The sequence below is a fragment of the Subtercola endophyticus genome (genome assembly GCF_021044565.1).
GTDB lineage: Bacteria > Actinomycetota > Actinomycetes > Actinomycetales > Microbacteriaceae > Subtercola > Subtercola endophyticus.
Genome location: NZ_CP087997.1, coordinates 3971446 through 3988031, shown reverse-complemented (window position 1 = coordinate 3988031; position 16586 = coordinate 3971446). Strand labels below are relative to the sequence as shown.

Here is a 16586-nt window from a genome sequence, read left to right as displayed (position 1 = left end):
AGGAGTTAGAAAAAATGAGCGAGCAATACGTCATCGCCATCGACCAGGGAACCACGTCTTCCCGAGCGATCATCTTCACGCACGAGGGAACGATCGTCGCGAGCGGGCAGAAGGAGCACGAGCAGATCTTCCCAAGGGCGGGCTGGGTCGAGCACGACCCGATCGAGATCTGGAACAACGTTCGTGAGGTCATCGGGCAGGCACTCTCCAAGGCCAACCTGACCCGTCACGACATCGCGGCCATCGGCATCACCAACCAGCGCGAGACCGCTGTGGTGTGGAACAAGAAGACCGGCCAGCCGGTCTACAACGCGATCGTCTGGCAAGACACCCGCACCCAGTCGATCGTCGACCGCCTCGCGGCCGACGGCGGCGTCGAGCGCTTCAAGCAGATCGTCGGCCTGCCGCTGGCGACCTACTTCTCGGGCACGAAGATCGTCTGGATTCTCGAGAACGTCGACGGCGCACGCGAAGCCGCCGACGCCGGCGACCTGATCTTCGGCACGACCGACAGCTGGGTTCTCTGGAACCTCACCGGCGGAGTCGACGGCGGCGTTCACGCCACCGACGTCACCAACGCCTCACGCACGCTCTTCATGGATCTCGAGACGCTGGAATGGCGCGACGACATTCTCGAGGCGTTCAACGTTCCGAAGTCGATGCTCCCGGCGATCAAGTCGTCGTCCGAGGTCTACGGCGTGGCCAGCGACAACAGCCTGCTGCGCGAGGTGCCGATTGCGGGCATCCTCGGCGACCAGCAGGCGGCCACCTTCGGTCAGGCGGCGTTCGACGCCGGCGAATCGAAGAACACCTACGGCACCGGTAACTTCTTGATCTTCAACACCGACACCGAGATCGTGCACTCCAAGAACGGTCTACTCACCACGCTCGGCTACAAACTCGGTGACGCACCTGCTCACTACGCGCTCGAGGGTTCGATCGCGGTGACGGGTTCGCTCATCCAGTGGCTGCGTGACAACCTCGGCATCATCTCGTCGGCCCCCGAGGTCGAAGAGCTGGCCAAGACGGTCGACGACAACGGTGGCGCGTACTTCGTGCCGGCGTTCTCGGGTCTGTTCGCGCCGTACTGGCGGTCGGATGCCCGTGGTGCCCTGGTGGGCCTCACCCGCTATGTCAACAAGGGTCACATCGCGCGCGCCGCTCTCGAAGCAACTGCGTTCCAGACCCGTGAGGTGCTCGACGCGGTCAACGCCGACTCGGGTGTCGACCTCACCGAGCTCAAGGTCGACGGCGGCATGATCGCCAACAACCTGCTCATGCAGTTCCAGGCCGACATTCTGGGCGTTCCGGTGGTTCGCCCCGTCGTCGCCGAGACCACCGCGCTGGGCGCCGCCTACGCGGCCGGTCTCGCGACGGGCTTCTGGGCCAACCTGGACGACCTGCGCGCCAACTGGCAGGAAGACAGCCGCTGGACGCCGAACATGGCTCCAGAAGAGCGCGACCGCCAGATGCGCAACTGGAAGAAGGCCGTCTCGAAGACCCTCGACTGGGTTGACGCTGATACCCAGGAATAAATTCCCGGGTATCAGCGTCAACCCTGGGGCTGTGTTTATAGTGAGCCGCCAAGGCGGCTCACGCGCTGACACCCAGGAGTAGCTGGTAACAAGCAGAAGAGGCGATCATCCACTTTCGGATGATCGCCTCTTCTGTGTTTTCAGCCGCTGGCTTCTGGGGACCTATGCGCGCTTGCGCCTGCGCAGAACGACCAGCAGACCGCCGATCGCGGCCAGCAGCAGTGCCGCCGCACCCGCCGTCACGGCTACAGCCACGGGCTGGCCCGTGCTCGCCAACCCTCCGTGGCTCGAGCCCGCCGTACCGCCGGAGCCCGCGCCGGACGATCCTGCCGTCGGCGTCGCCGTGGCCAGCGGGTCGACCGGCGGCGTAGTCGCCGTCTCCGTCGGGGTCGGGGTCGGGGTCGGCGTCGATGCGCACGCGATCGCCAGGGGATAGTCGACTTCGCCCGTGTGACCGACGACATTGCTTGCGTCGATTCCGAGGGTGTACGAACCGCACACCGTCGGAATTCCCGACAAGGTGCCCGATACCGGGTCGAGCGCGAGTCCCGTGGGCAGTGTCGTGACCGCCGCGAAGGTCGGTGCCGGGTCTCCCGACGCAGTGAACCGGTACGAATACGGCTTACCGACCGTTCCGGCATCGGGCGCCCTCGACGTGATGACCGGCACCGTCGATGGGTTCGTGATCCCGATTTGGACGACGTCAATGTCATAGCCTTCCGAGTTGGTCACACGGATGTAGAACTGGTAGGCCGACTTCGTCGTCGGCGTCGGAATTCCGCCGATCACTCCCGTAGCCGAATCGAGACTGAGGCCAGGAGGAAGATCGCCTACAAGCGTGACCGTCACCGGCAGAGTGCCGACAAATCGCACCGCGTGCAAATAGCGCTGCCCGACCGTCGCATCGGGCATGGCTTGAGGCGAGATGACGGGAACAAGGGTGTCGACCGGAGCGCTGAGGGCACTCGACGTCGCAGACTCGGCATCAGCAGGAGCGGCAAGCACAATCGGCACGAGGAGCGCCACGCCGAGCGAGGTTGCGGCGACCAGGCGCCTCACGCCCGACCGGGAGAGTTTGTATGTGATCATTGCTCGACTATAGACTACTGACTTTTCCTCGTCCAATGAATCGGAAGCAGTCGTCCCATCGATGAACGCCACTGATCGGGAAGCCAGAGGTGCGACGACGGCCCATCCCACCGAGTGCTGGCTGCGCCGACAGGGGCTACCGTACTTCGTGGCGGCGCCGGGCAGACGAGCCCTTCTGTTCGCCCGCATCACCCCGTTCCTCGTTCTCATGATGGCGCTGCACGCCGCCGGCTGGCTGCTGGCCAGAACCGACGTCACCGTCGCCAACGACGACACACTCGCAACCCTCACGGTCGCCCTGCTCGCGGCGGGAGCCGCAGCGGCGCTCATCACAACTCCCACCGTCGCATTCGTGTTCACCGCGCGACTGCTCCGCGCCCACCCCCGGTTCATGCGCCTGGTCGGAGCCTTCGTCACCGCGTACTTTCTGCTCATCGACCCCTGGCTAGCCGGCCCGCCTGCACCGTCAGACGCCGTGCGGCTGCCGCTCGCTGCCACCGCGGTCGATCTACTCGTGGTCGGCGGCGCGCTGCTCACGACCTGGGCCGGGGTGGGGTGTCTGGCCGCGTGGTCGGTACGAACATCCCTTCGCCGGCTGCGAGCGCTCGGCGAGATGAGCACTCGCGCGTTGCCACTTCTGATGCTCGTGGTCTTCTTCTCGTTCTTCGCCCCGGCCATCTGGGCGGTCACCAACACGATGTCGCTCGGCCGCCTGCTCTCCGTGGTCGCCTTCTTCGTGCTGCTGGGGCTGCTGTTCATCGTGCCGATCACCCGCGCCGAGCTGCACGGGGTGGATGATCGCATCGGCATCGACGAACGCACCGATCTCGTGGCAGGCACCGAGCTGGCCCGACTGCTGACGGTCTCAGCGGCTCCAGGGCCACCCCTGAGCCGGCTGGAACGCGCCAACCTGCAGGCGGTGCTCGTGCTGGCCCAGGGCGCTCAAGTGGCCATCTTCGCCGGGCTGATCGCTGCCTTTCTCGTCGGGCTCGGCGAAGTCGCCCTCTCGCCCGCGGTTCTGGCGTCGTGGCTCGGCGCACAAGCGCCGCAGCTCGAGCTCTTCGGTGTTGCGACCGGCATCGACGTCGCTCTCGTGAAAACCGCTGTCTTTCTCAGCTGCGTGTCATCGCTCAACTTCTTGGTGTCTGCCACGAGCAACGCGGCATACAAGTCCGCGTTCTACGACCCCCTCTTCGATGAGGCGCGGGTGGCCCTCGCCGTGCGGTCGGCATACGTCGCTCTTCGACCGGGTTGAGCAGGGCTCAAAACCCCCCATCAACTCGATTTGACCCGGAAATATTCCGGTGTAGTGTTCTCACACGTGACTAACGAACCCAGGTCTGCGAAACGCTGGATAATCGGCGACCCGCTGCCCAGCCACAAGATGGAGGGGCAGCTTCTTCCCAAGCGCCTCGCACTGCCCATCTTCGCGAGCGACCCGTTGTCGAGCGTCGCCTACGCACCGCAAGAACTGCTGATGATTCTGCTCATCGGCGGGCTCGCATTCCTCTCGTTCGCCCCCATCGTGGCCGGCGCGGTCATCCTGCTGCTGATCGTCGTCGTCGCCTCGTACCGCCAGCTCGTGAAGGCCTACCCTTCGGGCGGCGGGGACTACGAGGTCGCACACAAGAACCTCGGCGAGAAGGCCGGGCTCGTCGTCGCCTCCGCGCTTCTCGTCGACTACGTTCTGACCGTCGCGGTATCGGTCGCCTCTGGTGTCGACAACATCATCTCTGCGTTGCCGTTCTTGAACGACTTCCGTGTCGAGATGGCCATCGGCTTCGTCGTGCTGCTGGCCGCCGTCAACCTCCGCGGTGTCGCCGAGTCGAGCAAGGCCTTCGCCATTCCGACCTACATCTTCGTGGGCAGTGTGCTGCTGATGGTGATCGTCGGGCTCACCCAGACTGCTCTCGGGCATCCCCCGGTCGCCGAATCGGCGCACTACGGCGTGCAAGCGCAGAGCCTCGGGCAGGTCGCGGTCATTCTGCTGCTGTTGCGTGCGTTCTCGAGTGGATGCTCTGCCCTCACCGGTGTCGAAGCGATCGCCAACGGCGTTCCCGCCTTCCGCCGCCCCAAGATTCAGAACGCTCAACGCACCCTGCTGCTGATGGGCAGCATCGCCATCACCCTGTTCGCCGGACTCACCGCGCTCGCGCTCATCTCGGGCGTGCACTACGCCGAGAACGCCTGCGAACTGACCGGGTTCGTCGACTGCGCCAACGTGCCGCAGCGAAGTCTCATGGCACAGGTGGCGTCGGCGGTGTTCGGCAACAGCTCCGTCATGTTCTACATCATTCAGGCAGCCACCGCGGCGGTGTTGCTGCTCGCAGCCAATACGGCGTTCAACGGGTTCCCCTTGCTCGGCTCGGTGCTCGCCAAGGACTCGTATGCGCCGAAGGCCATGCTCACCCGCGGCGACCGCCTGGTGTTCTCGAACGGCATGATCTTGCTGGCCCTCGCGGCGTGCGCCATTCTGCTGGTGTACCAGGCGTCGCTGACCAACCTGATCCAGCTGTACATCATCGGGGTGTTCGTCTCCTTCACCCTGGGGCAGACGGGCATGATCGTGCACTGGGTGCGCCTGTTACGAAGCGGCACGCCCGACCGCACCGCGGTCATCCGGAGCCTGACCATCAATTCGTTCGGCGCACTGCTCACGTTCGTCGTGCTGATCGTGGTGACCATCACGAAGTTCACTCACGGGGCGTGGCTGGTGTTCGTGATCATGCCGGTTCTGTACATGTTCATGCTCGGCATCAATAGGTATTACCGCGACGTCAACAAAGAGATCGAGGTCGACCCGGTCACCACGTTCGGCGCGAAGGGCGACTACGCCATCGTGCTCGTCGGGCGTATGCAGAAACCCGTGCTGAAGGCGCTCGACTACGCCATCGCCGCGCAACACAGCAACCTCGAGGCCGTACACATCTCCATCGACGAAGAGCAGACCAGGCAGCTCGAGCGGGAGTGGGCCGATCAGAACATCGCTGTACCGTTACGCATCATCGATTCGCCGTATCGCGACGTCGCCGAGCCGCTCTGCGGGTACATCAAGAAGCATCGCAGCGAATTCGGCTCCGAGGTCGTCACCGTCTACACGCCGATCTACATCGTCGGGCACTGGTGGGAGGCGCTGCTGCACAACCACAAGTCGCGCCGCCTGAACCGCCGGCTGATGCTGGTGCACGGTGTGACCATCGCGCTGGTGCCCTGGCTGCTCGACTCCAGCGAGCTCATCTATGGGCGGCGCTCTCGTCCGCTGCCCGGTCAAGAACGCCGGGGTGAGCCCATGCGGCCCGTGCAGCGGGCCTATACGCCGACTGTGACGCCGGATTCGCGGTGGGTGGCGAAGGCGGCGTCCGAAAACGGTGTGGGCGCGGGGTCGGGTACGGGTACGGGTACGGGATCGCGCCCGACGGCGGGAGGGCCGTCTGGCGCGACGGCGGGAGCGGGGTCTAGCGCGTCGATCGGAGCGTCGGCGGAGGCCAAGATCGTTCGCCAGACCGCCGAAGAGAAGGCTGCTGCGACGTCATCCTCGAACGACTCCTAGCCCACGCGTCAAGCCCGGGCACGATAGTGCCTGTTGACAGAAGATGCTCGGATGCCGCGTGCTAAACTGACCCTTAGTTTTTCACGTATTCAACTCATCCGGGTGGCTCCAATCCCCCGGCCCGAAAGGTGAGGGGGTCTCGCATGGGGCGCGGCCGTCAAAAAGCAAAGCACACCAAAGTGGCGCGCGAGCTGAAGTATTTCAGCCCCGACACCAACTACAGCGCACTCGAACGCGAACTCGGAACACACTCCGAGCCCGATTTCGCAGCCCTCGCGGCGAAATACGACACCGCTGACGATCTAGACGACGACCTCGAACTAGACGACGAACTCGACGAGTACGTGCCGACAGACGAGCAGAAACGCGCCTGAGCCGAGGTGCGTCGTTCGGCGGGGCTTGGTTTTGCCGCGCCCCTGAACTGGGGCTTCGTCGTTGGAGCTGTCGATTGGTCGCCGAACGGCTGCTTGGTCGTTGAACGGCTGCCTTGTCGTTGAACGGCTGCTTGGTCGTTGAACGGCTGCCTTGTCGTTGAACGGCTGCCTCGTCATAGAACGGCTGCCGCAGTAGCTATGGGTTGACCGCCGCAGTCAGCAGGGTTTGCCGGCCAGGGTCACCCTAGTCATCCGAGGTCTGCCCATCGAGTTCTTCGCCGCCCTCGACGCGTTCGACCACGATGGTCTTGGCTGCCCGCCGTGAGGCACGATCGACCAGCAATGCGACGACGGCACCGAGCGCGAACCCGACGACTCCGCAGAACAGCGCCAGAAACCCGAACACCTGTGAGAAATCGAATCCGGCAGGCTCGGGGAACGAGAACGTCAAGATCAGCGCGACGACAACACCCACCACGCCGCCTGCGATCATAAACCGCAAGTACCGCGGCGCACGATGAATCGTGACGGTGTCGTCACCGACGACGGTCTCGACGTCGGTCGTCGTCTGGTCGCCGACCGCCGTCTCGACGTCGGGCCCCGCGTCGGCTCGGCTGCCGCGCCCGACGCCACCGAATACCGATTCGCCGGCCGCGGCCGTGGCGGCCGGAGCGGCTGCCGCAGTCGGGCTGGCCAGCGCGGCGGTGACGGGTGCGTCGTCGACGACACGATCTCCGCCGTCGTGCGGCGTTTGGACGTCGTGCGCACTTCGCGCGGCGGTGCGGTGCTCAGGGGTGTCGCTCACGTCTTCCATTGTCGCAGCACTTGCCGCGGGCATCCTGCGAGCGACAAGGTCGCCCCGCTCGCCGCCCTCGAGCGCACGCCCGCGCCCATGCGAGCCGATTCGCGACGACGTACCGCCATCACTCACCCAAGGCGCGCAGTTCGGTTCAACCGCTGCTGCTCGCGCGGGCGCGGATGCTCCGAACTGCGCGACGCGGCCGAGCACTCGCCGCGGTAGGACGGGCCGGTGACTGGGGGGGAATCGACTGCGGCGTGAATCGCGCAACGACTCCGGCGCCGAGTGCGAGCCGAAGCGCGCACTTTTGGCGCATATGCACCGGTTCGAACTACCGCGCGTGCGCCAAACGTCGGCGCCTCGGGCTGGGGTGCTCAGGCCACGGGGCGGGGCAGGCCGGTGAGCGGGATGTAGCCGCGCAGGTCGGCGCGCTGACCCGAGGCATGGATGCGGCCGGACTCGACCCCGGGCATCCACTCGAGGGAGCCCGTGACGAGCGCGAGCCAGGTCTGCGCATCGGTCTCGACCACGTTCGGCGGTGTGCCGCGAGTGTGCCCGGGCCCCTCGATGCACTGCACAGCGCCGAACGGAGGTACCCGAACTTCAACGGTATTGCCCTTCGCCCGTTCGGCGAGCAACTGCAGCGTGTAGCGCACCGCGGTAGCGAGCGTCTGACGATCGGGCCCGCCGCCGACGACCGCCTGCCGATCAGGGCCGCCGCCGACTACCCCGCCGCCTGCGACCGGGGCGACCGGATGCTCGGGGGCAACCGCCTCGCGCTCGGAACCGACTTCGGGGAGAGCTGGGAGAGCTGGCAGAGCCGCTGCGACGGCCGCGAGCCCCACCGAGTCGGAGATTCGTGCCCTTGCCATGCCTCAAGGCTAGCCAGTGGGGCGCGCCCTCGCGCGGCGGGACTCCGTGTGGCGGGCTCCGCGTAGCGAGGCCGTGCCGGCCGAACACGGCAGGGTGCTTCCGCGGAGCGGGCTGGGGGATGGCAACCCGCCCCGCGAAAGGTTCGTGCGGCGCTGAGGCGGGGGGGCTCAGGCCGCACGAGCTGGTTCGTGCGGCGGCAGGCCGGGGGCGCCCGCCACCGCACGAGTTCGTGGGTGTTCGTGTGGCGGAACTGCTAGGGGGGATACAGCCCCGCCACACGACGTCTGCGAGGCATTGACCGCCTCACATGAATAAGAGAGCGCGCATGCCACGATCCATTACGCCACTTTCACAAATCTCTCGAAAAAGTTTTCGCGCATGCCCCACCCTAGAATCGTCGAGTGAAGATTCTTGTTCTCGGCTCCGGTGCTCGTGAGCACGCCATCGTTACCGCGCTGCTGGCAGAAGAGGGCCAATCGCACGGGACAACGCACGGGATCACGCACGAGATCATCGTCGCCCCCGGCAACGCCGGCATCGCCGTCGACGTCGAAACGCGCCCGATCGACCCGAACGACCCTGCAGCCGTCACGAACTTCGTCAACGAGAACGGCATCGAACTCGTGGTCATCGGCCCCGAAGCTCCACTCGTCGCCGGCGTCGCAGACGCGGTGCGCAGTCACGGCGTGGCTGTCTTCGGCCCGGGCAGTGCCGCCGCCGCTCTCGAAGGCAGCAAGACCTTCGCGAAACGCATCATGGAGGCAGCGGGCATCCCGACCGGCCGCGCCTCCCGTGCCGCCACGACGGGCGATGTCGAGAAGACACTCGACGCCTTCGGTGCCCCCTATGTAGTGAAGGCCGACGGCCTCGCTGCCGGCAAGGGCGTACTCGTCACCGAAGACCGCGCCGCCGCCCTCGCGCACGCCGAGTCGTGGCTCGCGCACGGCGACGTGCTCATCGAAGAGTTTCTCGACGGCCAAGAGGTGTCGTTGTTCTTCGTCAGCGACGGGCACACGGTCGTGCCGCTCTCACCCGCGCAAGACTACAAGCGTCTGCGTGACGGCGACGAGGGGCCCAACACCGGCGGCATGGGCGCCTACTCGCCGCTGCCCTGGCTCGATGACGAGTTCGAGAGCGAAGAGGCCTTCGTCAACGAGGTTCTGGTTTCGATCGCGCTGCCGACCATCCGTCAGCTCGCGCACGAAGGCACCCCGTTCATCGGCCTGCTCTATTGCGGCCTCATTCTCACCCCCGCCGGAATCCGCGTCATCGAGTTCAACGCCCGCTTCGGCGACCCCGAGACGCAGGTCGTGCTGCCCCGGCTGCAGACTCCGCTGAGCGAGTTGTTGCTCGCTGCCGCCACCGGAACCCTCGCCACCATCGCACCCCCCACCTTCTCGCCGCAGAGTGCGATCACCGTCGTGCTGGCCAGCGAGAACTACCCCGACACCCCCGTCACCGGCCGCGAACTCACCGGGCTCGAGGCGGCCGCTGCCGTCGAGGGCGTGCACCTCGCGCATGCCGCTACCGCGGTTCAGGATGATCGGCTCATCACCACCGGAGGCCGCGTGCTCAGCGTCGTAGCCCTCGGCGACGGTTTCGCAGAAGCGCGACGCCGCGCGTACCAGGCCCTCGGCGAGATCCGACTCGAGGGTGGTCAATCGCGCACGGACATCGCCTCCCGCGTCGACGAGTCGCTCGCGCCCGGCGCCGCCTCTGCGGTGAGGAGCGACACTGCGGCACCGGCCGTCATCGAGGGCTGGCAGCACGTGTACTCGGGCAAGGTGCGCGACATCTACGTGCCGGCAGCGGGCGCCGGGAAAGCAGGCGGCGCCGTGAACGCAGAGCACAGCGACCCACGTGGTGCCGGGCGCCACTCCGCCGGCACCGACGTGGCTCGCGACATCGGTGCGGCGCTGGCCGAGGCTCCGGCGCTGCTGGTCGTGGCCAGTGACCGAGTGAGTGCGTTCGACTACGTACTCGAGCCGGGCATCCCGAGCAAAGGTGCACTGCTCACGACGCTCAGCCGGTGGTGGTTCGAGCAGCTCGAGGGATTCGCGAACCACGTGCTGAGCAACGATCGTGAGGTGGGCGGAATCGTTCTGCCGACCGTTCCCGCCGATGTCGCCGAGCGGTCGATGGTGGTGAAGTCGCTCGAGATGTACCCCATCGAGTGCGTGGTTCGCGGCTATCTGTCGGGCAGCGGCTGGGTCGAATACCAGGCCACGCAGAGCGTCTGCGGAATCGGGTTGCCGCCCGGGCTGAGCGACGGCGACAAACTGCCGACGCCGATCTACACGCCGGCGTTCAAGGCCGACCTCGGCGAGCACGACGAGAACATCACCTACGAGCGCACCATCGAGCTGGTCGGGCCCGAGGTCGCGGCCGAGCTGCGCGGGCTCTCGCTCGGCATCTACGCCCGTGCCGCGGAGCTGGCCGAGACGCGCGGCATCATTCTCGCCGACACGAAGTTCGAGTTCGGCGCCGACCGCGTCACGGGCGACATCACCCTCGCCGACGAAGTGCTGACGAGTGACTCGTCACGATACTGGGATGCGGCGGCCTACGGCTCGGGCGACCGCACCGCGAGCTTCGACAAGCAGATCGTGCGCAACTGGCTCGCCGCCAACTGGGACAAGACGGGCACTCCTCCGGCACTTCCGCCCGAAATCGTCGAGCGCACCGCCGGCCGCTACCGCGAGCTCATCGAGCGCCTCACGGGCTCCCCCGCCTGACTGTTCCTGCTCGAACGGCTCGATAACTAAGGAAATACCGTGCGCCGCGCCACATAGTGGTTCGGCTGATCGTATTTCCTTAGTTGTCGACGGCCCCGGCCGGAAGTCAGCGTGCGTAGCTGCCGGTGAGGCGCACCGCGCCGCCGTCGACACCCTTGGCGCCCTGCTCGAAGCCGGTGAAGTCGCGCGGCGCTGTGCTGACGGTGCCGACCTGCCAGGTGCGGATGCCGTCTGCGGTGAGCGCCGCCGTGACGGCGTGCGCAGCCTCGGGCGCGACGATCGCGATCATGCCGATGCCGAGGTTCCACGTACCCTCAGCAGACTCCAGCGTCGAGCCGGCCCACTCGCTCAGCACCCGGAACACCGGCAGCGGCGACCACGTCGACCGATCCACCTCGACCCACGAGCCGCGCGGAAGCACCCGCGCCAGGTTCGCCGCGATGCCCCCACCTGTCACGTGACTGAGTGCATGCACCGACCCCGGATGCACGGCGATGTCATAACCGGCACGCGGCTCCGCGGCGAACCCCGGCGTACCCCCGATCAGCCGCAGCAGCGGCGACGTGTACAGGCGCGTCGGCTCCAGCAGCACTTCGCCCACCACGCCGCCCAGATCATCCGAAACCGAGGTGTACGACACCCCGGCACCGGCCAGAATGTGCCGCACGAGCGAGAATCCGTTCGAGTGCAGGCCGGACGACTCGAGCGCCAGCACCACGTCGCCGGAGGCGACGCGCTCGGGGCCGAGCAGGGCATCCGCTTCGACCACACCGGTCGCAGCACCCGCCACATCGTAATCGTCGGGCCCCAGCAGCCCCGGATGCTCGGCCGTCTCGCCCCCGACCAGAGCCGTTCCGGTCGCGGCGCACCCGCGCGCGATACCGGCCACGATGTCGGCGATGCGGGCGGGAACGACCTTGCCGCAGGCGATGTAATCCGTCATGAACAGCGGCCGGGCGCCGACCACCACGATGTCGTCGACCACCATTCCCACCAGGTCTTGCCCGATGGTGTCGTGCTTGTCGAGGGCCTGGGCAATAGCGACCTTGGTGCCCACGCCGTCGGTCGAGGTAGCCAGCAACGGGCGCTTGTACGACGCCAGCGCCGACACGTCGAACAGCCCGGCGAAGCCGCCGAACCCGCCGAACACGTTGGGCCCGTGCGTCTTCGAAACCGCAGACTTCATGAGTTCGACCGCGAGGTCTCCGGCGGCGGTGTCGACCCCGGCTTCGGCGTAGCTGTTCGTCATGCGCCCATTCTCCCAGACTCAGCTCTCACGAGCGGTGCACGCGGCAAGCGGATGCCCAGCGGCACGTACTCGGCCCTCGCTCCCGAACGCCGAACGCGAACCACCAAGCACGGGAGTGTCGTTCACCTCTCGTACAACCGCCGGAAACCACAACCGCTTAGCGTCTGTGAACATTCGCTTTTCATTGGAGATTCATGCGTAAGCACACAGCACTCTCGGGCGCCGGCGCGGCAGCCGCCGGCCTCGGCCTCGCAGCCCTGCTCGCCATTTCGGGCTCGCAGGCCGCCCAGGCCAGCCCCGCGGGCGTCGATTCGCTCGCCGCAAGTGCGGTACGGGCATCCGCCGCAGCCGACGCCAGCTCGTCGACCACCCCGGGCACCGCCGTTGCGGCCAACGCCTTCGGCGACAACACCGGCTACGGCAACGCAGTGCTGGCACACACCGCCCCCTCGAACGGCACCGTCAGCATCGACGCTTTCGGAAACTACACCTATACGCCGAATGCCGGGTTCACGGGCACCGACACCTTCACCGTCTCGAGCTCTGACGCCGTGAAGCTGTTCTCGACCGATCTGCCCGCGCTCGGCACATTCGGCGGCGTCATCATCAGCGCCGGCGGTTACGGCTCCTCGGTCACCACCGTTCCGGGCAAGCCCGGGTTCATCTACGGGCTCACCGACCGCGGGCCCAACGTCGACGGGCCGAACGGCACGAAGATCGAGGCCATTCCGAGCTTCACCCCCGCCATCGGCGAGTTCCAGCTGGTGGATGGTCAGGCCACACTCGTGCGCGACATTCCCTTGAAGGCATCCGACGGTACCCCGCTCAACGGGCAAGTCAACTCCCAGGCCTCGACCGGCGAGACAATCACCGACCTCGACGGGAACGTGCTGCCGAGCTCGCCCTACGGGTTCGATTCCGAAGGCCTCGTCGCCCTGCCCGACGGCACGTTCTGGGTCTCTGACGAGTACGGACCCTACGTCTGGCACTTCGACTCGAACGGCACCAAGATCGGCGGATTCTCGGCCTACGACGGCACCTTGCCCGCCGAGCTGAAGCTGCGCAACCCGAACCAGGGCCTGGAGGGCCTCACCATCACGCCCGACGGAAAGACGCTCGTCGGCCTCATGCAGAGCTCGCTCGTGCAGGCCGATCTGAACGGAATCAAGCCGAAGGCGATTCCCGTCACCCGGCTCGTGACGATTCCGCTCGACGGCGGCCAGGTGCGCGAATACCCGTATCTGTTGAGCGACCCGGGCAAGCTCGGTATCGCCTCCAGCGAGATCACGGCGCTGTCGAACACCACGTTCCTGGTCGACGAGCGCGACGGCAACCTGCCGCCGGCGACCGCAACGAAGCCTGTATCGAAGAAGATCTACCAGATCGACATCTCGGGTGCGACCGACATCGGCCCGGCATCCACTGTGCCGAACAGCACGTACGACGCCGCGAACGGCGGGCTGCTGCTGACCGATGCCGCGCCGCAGGCCGATGCGGCCGCGTCCGCCACTGCGGATGCCCTGCCTGCCGGAACCAGCACGGTCGAGGGATTCGCGGCGAAAGTCTCGCCGTTCACGACGGCTGCCGTCACCGCAGCGCTCACCACCCGCGGCATCACGCCCGTGGCGAAGTCGCTCTACCTCGACCTCGGTGCCACGCTCGGCACCCTCAGCCCCGACGGGTCCTTCTTCGGCCACGACAAAATCGAAGGCATCTACCCGCTGGATGCCCACACCCTGCTGATTTCGAACGACAGCGACTTCGGGCTCTCCGGCAGTGAAGACGGTGTCTCGAACCCGTTCGTGCTCGTTCCCAAGATTCTCGCCGATGGAACACAGGATGACGGCCAGTACCTCGAGGTCGACACCTCGAAGCTGCCGGCCACGCCGGTGACCACGACTGTCTCGATCACCGTCGAGCCCGCTGCCGCGGGCGGGGGCACGTCGACCCCGACGCCCACCCCCGGCGACGGCGCTTCGGCCGGCTCGGGCTCGGGTTCGGGCCCGACCTCGGGCTCCTCGACCGCCAGCGGAACCCTCGCGAACACCGGTCTCGAGACCACCGTTCCCCTGCTCGCGGCCCTCGCCCTCCTCCTCGCCGGTGCCGCTACGTTCGTCGCGACCCGTCGCCGCGCGGCCCGTTCCACCCGGTAGCCGTCCCTCCCCTCGATCGAGCTGCGAGTTTGTGCAGGTGTGGGCTGGCCCCAACCCGCACAAACTCGTAGCTCGATTGTGTTCTGCCGAGCATCCAACAGGGGGAACCGCGCAGACGGGCAGCCGTAGAATAGAGAACGGCCTGTTTTCTCTACCGTCTGGAGCCCGCCACAACATGTGCGGCATCGTTGGCATCGTTTCGTCTGAACCCGTCAATCAACTCGTCTACGACTCTCTTCTGCTGCTGCAGCACCGCGGGCAAGATTCCACGGGCATTGCGACCGCCGAGCGCGACATCTTTCACATCGTCAAGGCGAAAGGGCAGGTGCGCGAGGCTTTTCGCACGCGCGACATGCGCTCGCTGCTCGGCACGATGGGCCTCGGTCACGTGCGTTATGCCACGAAGGGCAACGCCTCGAGCGAGCAAGAGGCGCAGCCGTTCTATGTGAATGCGCCGTACGGCATCATCCTCGTGCACAACGGCAACCTCACCAACACCCGTGAGCTGACCCAAGAGCTCTTTCACATCGACCGCCGCCACCTCAATACGGATTCAGACACCGAACTGCTGCTGAACATCCTGGCCCACGAACTGCAGCAGCAGGTTTCAGGCCTCGACCTCGAGCCCGAAACCGTGTTCACCGCGGTGTCGCGCGTGCATGAGCGTGTCGAGGGCTCGTACGCGACCATTGCGATGATCGCGGGCCACGGGCTGCTCGCGTTCAGAGACCCGTGGGGCATCCGGCCGCTCACGCTCGGCAAGCGCACCCTCGAATCGGGGCGCGACGAGTGGGTCGTGGCGTCGGAATCGCTCGTCATGGAGAGCCTCGGCTATGAAGTCGTGCGCGACGTCGCGCCGGGCGAGGCCGTGTTCATCACCATGAACGGCGAGATGTATTCGAAGCAGTGCGCTCCGGATGCCCGGCTGGTGCCCTGCTCGTTCGAGTTCGTCTATCTGGCCCGCCCCGACTCGGTGCTGTCGGGTATCTCGGTGTACGAGGCGCGGCTGCGCCTCGGCAACCGCCTCGCCGATACTGTCGCGCAGTGGACCCCGTCGGGCGACATCGACGTCGTCATGCCGATCCCCGATTCATCCCGGCCCGCGGCCATGCAGGTGGCGCAGAAGCTCGGCATCGAGTACCGCGAAGGGTTCTACAAGAACCGCTACGTCGGCCGTACGTTCATCATGCCCGGCCAGGCTGTTCGTAAGAAGTCGGTGCGTCAGAAGCTGAACGCCATGTCAACCGAGTTCAAGGGTAAGAACGTGCTCATCGTCGACGACTCGATCGTGCGCGGCACCACCTCGAAAGAGATCGTCGACATGGCGCGGGCGGCCGGCGCCAACAAGGTCACCTTCGCTTCTGCGGCCCCGCCCGTTCGGTACCCGCACGTCTACGGCATCAACATGCCGTCGCGCGAGGAACTTGTCGCTCACAATCGTAAGATTCCCGAAATCGCCGCGTACATGGGTGCCGACCACCTCATCTACCAGGAGGTCGCCGACATGGAGGCGGCCATCATCGAGGGCTCCTCGGTCGAGCACCTCGAAATGAGCTGTTTCACCGGCGACTACGTCACCGGCACCGTCTCGCCCGAGTACCTCTCGTGGGTGGAGCGCACGCAGAACTCCTGAGGATTCTCCGGTGAGGCTTCTCCGGTTCGAACGAGCACCCAATTGCTGCAAAAAGTGACTCTTCGTCGAAATAAGGCTCGTACGGTAGTAAGCTGATGATTAAAGCTCAGCTATCGACGAAGCATCAGTGCCGTCGAGATTGGAATCTCCGGCATGCTTGCCGCATTGTGGACCATCGGCCTCATCGTTGCTTTTGTGGGCATGTTCGCTCTCATCGTCTTCGCCGCTCGGGCCAGCGGTAAGAGACGAGCGCACCCGAAACCGCTTGCGGGCGGCGTGCGAGGGTCTGCTCAGGTCGTTTCGGTGCGCATCAGCAATAACCAAGCTAACAGCGGAACCGGACTCTGCTGGATGGACGTGGTGTTGACCGGCCCCGGAATCGCTGCGACTGCGGCGAAATACGTTGCCGAGATCAACACTCCGACAGTGCCCCGGCCAGGAATGACCCTTCCCGCCTCCATCAATCCGAGCAACCCGCAGAAGTTCGTCATCCTCTGGGGCGAACTGCCCGACCCCACGAAGGTCGGCGAAGCTCGCGCCCAGCAGATCGCCAGCGAACTGCGCGCACGCGACGGCGAACAGCACATTTAGCGAAT

12 protein-coding genes are annotated in these 16586 nt (G+C 66.2%); 8 read left to right on the top strand and 4 right to left on the bottom strand.

Annotation, left to right across the window (positions count from 1 at the left end; all coding sequences use genetic code 11):
* Positions 1-14 precede the first annotated feature (14 nt).
* Positions 15-1535 (top strand): glycerol kinase GlpK, encoded by a 1521-nt coding sequence (gene glpK, locus LQ955_RS18525; RefSeq protein ID WP_231025951.1) that lies wholly within the window; start codon positions 15-17, stop codon positions 1533-1535.
* Positions 1536-1697: 162 nt separating this feature from the next.
* On the opposite strand, the gene LQ955_RS18520 is transcribed toward glpK, so the two are convergent.
* A complete protein-coding gene (locus LQ955_RS18520; protein ID WP_231025950.1) occupies positions 1698-2624 on the bottom strand; it encodes a putative Ig domain-containing protein in 927 nt (308 codons plus the stop codon).
* A gap of 61 nt (positions 2625-2685) precedes the next feature.
* Here LQ955_RS18520 and LQ955_RS18515 point away from each other — a divergent pair, with 61 nt between their 5' ends.
* The 3 genes from LQ955_RS18515 (at position 2686) to LQ955_RS18505 (ending at position 6548) form a co-directional block, all read left to right on the top strand.
* Positions 2686-3879, top strand: a complete 1194-nt coding sequence (locus LQ955_RS18515; RefSeq protein ID WP_231025949.1) for a hypothetical protein — start codon at positions 2686-2688, stop codon at positions 3877-3879.
* A 129-nt stretch (positions 3880-4008) separates the two neighbouring features.
* Complete coding sequence (locus tag LQ955_RS18510; RefSeq protein ID WP_390623499.1) at positions 4009-6174, top strand: APC family permease; 2166 nt, start codon at positions 4009-4011, stop codon at positions 6172-6174.
* Between the two features lie 143 nt (positions 6175-6317).
* Complete coding sequence (locus LQ955_RS18505) at positions 6318-6548, top strand: DUF3073 domain-containing protein (protein WP_231025947.1); 231 nt, start codon at positions 6318-6320, stop codon at positions 6546-6548.
* 244 nt (positions 6549-6792) lie between these two features.
* Here the strand turns inward: LQ955_RS18505 and LQ955_RS18500 are convergent, their stop codons facing one another.
* Positions 6793-7353, bottom strand: a complete 561-nt coding sequence (locus LQ955_RS18500; protein ID WP_231025946.1) for a hypothetical protein — start codon at positions 7351-7353, stop codon at positions 6793-6795.
* Between the two features lie 368 nt (positions 7354-7721).
* Positions 7722-8165 carry a sterol carrier family protein gene (locus LQ955_RS18495; RefSeq protein ID WP_390623498.1) on the bottom strand — a complete coding sequence of 148 codons (444 nt, stop codon included), beginning with the start codon at positions 8163-8165 and terminating at the stop codon, positions 7722-7724.
* Between the two features lie 456 nt (positions 8166-8621).
* On the opposite strand from LQ955_RS18495, the gene purD reads away from it, so the two are divergent.
* Complete coding sequence (gene purD, locus LQ955_RS18490) at positions 8622-10955, top strand: phosphoribosylamine--glycine ligase (RefSeq protein ID WP_231025945.1); 2334 nt, start codon at positions 8622-8624, stop codon at positions 10953-10955.
* A gap of 106 nt (positions 10956-11061) precedes the next feature.
* Here the strand turns inward: purD and purM are convergent, their stop codons facing one another.
* Positions 11062-12204 (bottom strand): phosphoribosylformylglycinamidine cyclo-ligase, encoded by a 1143-nt coding sequence (gene purM, locus LQ955_RS18485; RefSeq protein WP_231025944.1) that lies wholly within the window; start codon positions 12202-12204, stop codon positions 11062-11064.
* A gap of 194 nt (positions 12205-12398) precedes the next feature.
* On the opposite strand from purM, the gene LQ955_RS18480 reads away from it, so the two are divergent.
* The 3 genes from LQ955_RS18480 to LQ955_RS18470 all read left to right on the top strand — a co-directional run bounded on the left by LQ955_RS18480 (position 12399) and on the right by LQ955_RS18470 (position 16581).
* Positions 12399-14357, top strand: a complete 1959-nt coding sequence (locus LQ955_RS18480) for an esterase-like activity of phytase family protein (RefSeq protein ID WP_231025943.1) — start codon at positions 12399-12401, stop codon at positions 14355-14357.
* A 175-nt stretch (positions 14358-14532) separates the two neighbouring features.
* On the top strand, positions 14533-15990 hold the full coding sequence (gene purF, locus LQ955_RS18475) for an amidophosphoribosyltransferase (RefSeq protein WP_231025942.1): 1458 nt from the start codon (positions 14533-14535) through the stop codon (positions 15988-15990).
* Positions 15991-16143: 153 nt separating this feature from the next.
* Positions 16144-16581, top strand: a complete 438-nt coding sequence (locus LQ955_RS18470; RefSeq protein WP_231025941.1) for a hypothetical protein — start codon at positions 16144-16146, stop codon at positions 16579-16581.
* Positions 16582-16586: the final 5 nt, after the last annotated feature.

What these genes read in the sequence shown, in the direction of transcription:
- purM (WP_231025944.1), bottom strand. Translation starts at nt 12,204, where the DNA reads ATGACGAACAGCTACGCCGAAGCCGGGGTCGACACCGCCGCCGGAGAC.
- LQ955_RS18510 (WP_390623499.1), top strand. Translation starts at nt 4,009, where the DNA reads ATGGAGGGGCAGCTTCTTCCCAAGCGCCTCGCACTGCCCATCTTCGCG.
- LQ955_RS18480 (WP_231025943.1), top strand. Translation starts at nt 12,399, where the DNA reads ATGCGTAAGCACACAGCACTCTCGGGCGCCGGCGCGGCAGCCGCCGGC.
- LQ955_RS18520 (WP_231025950.1), bottom strand. Translation starts at nt 2,624, where the DNA reads ATGATCACATACAAACTCTCCCGGTCGGGCGTGAGGCGCCTGGTCGCC.
- purF (WP_231025942.1), top strand. Translation starts at nt 14,533, where the DNA reads ATGTGCGGCATCGTTGGCATCGTTTCGTCTGAACCCGTCAATCAACTC.
- LQ955_RS18470 (WP_231025941.1), top strand. Translation starts at nt 16,144, where the DNA reads ATGCTTGCCGCATTGTGGACCATCGGCCTCATCGTTGCTTTTGTGGGC.
- LQ955_RS18505 (WP_231025947.1), top strand. Translation starts at nt 6,318, where the DNA reads ATGGGGCGCGGCCGTCAAAAAGCAAAGCACACCAAAGTGGCGCGCGAG.
- LQ955_RS18515 (WP_231025949.1), top strand. Translation starts at nt 2,686, where the DNA reads ATGAACGCCACTGATCGGGAAGCCAGAGGTGCGACGACGGCCCATCCC.
- glpK (WP_231025951.1), top strand. Translation starts at nt 15, where the DNA reads ATGAGCGAGCAATACGTCATCGCCATCGACCAGGGAACCACGTCTTCC.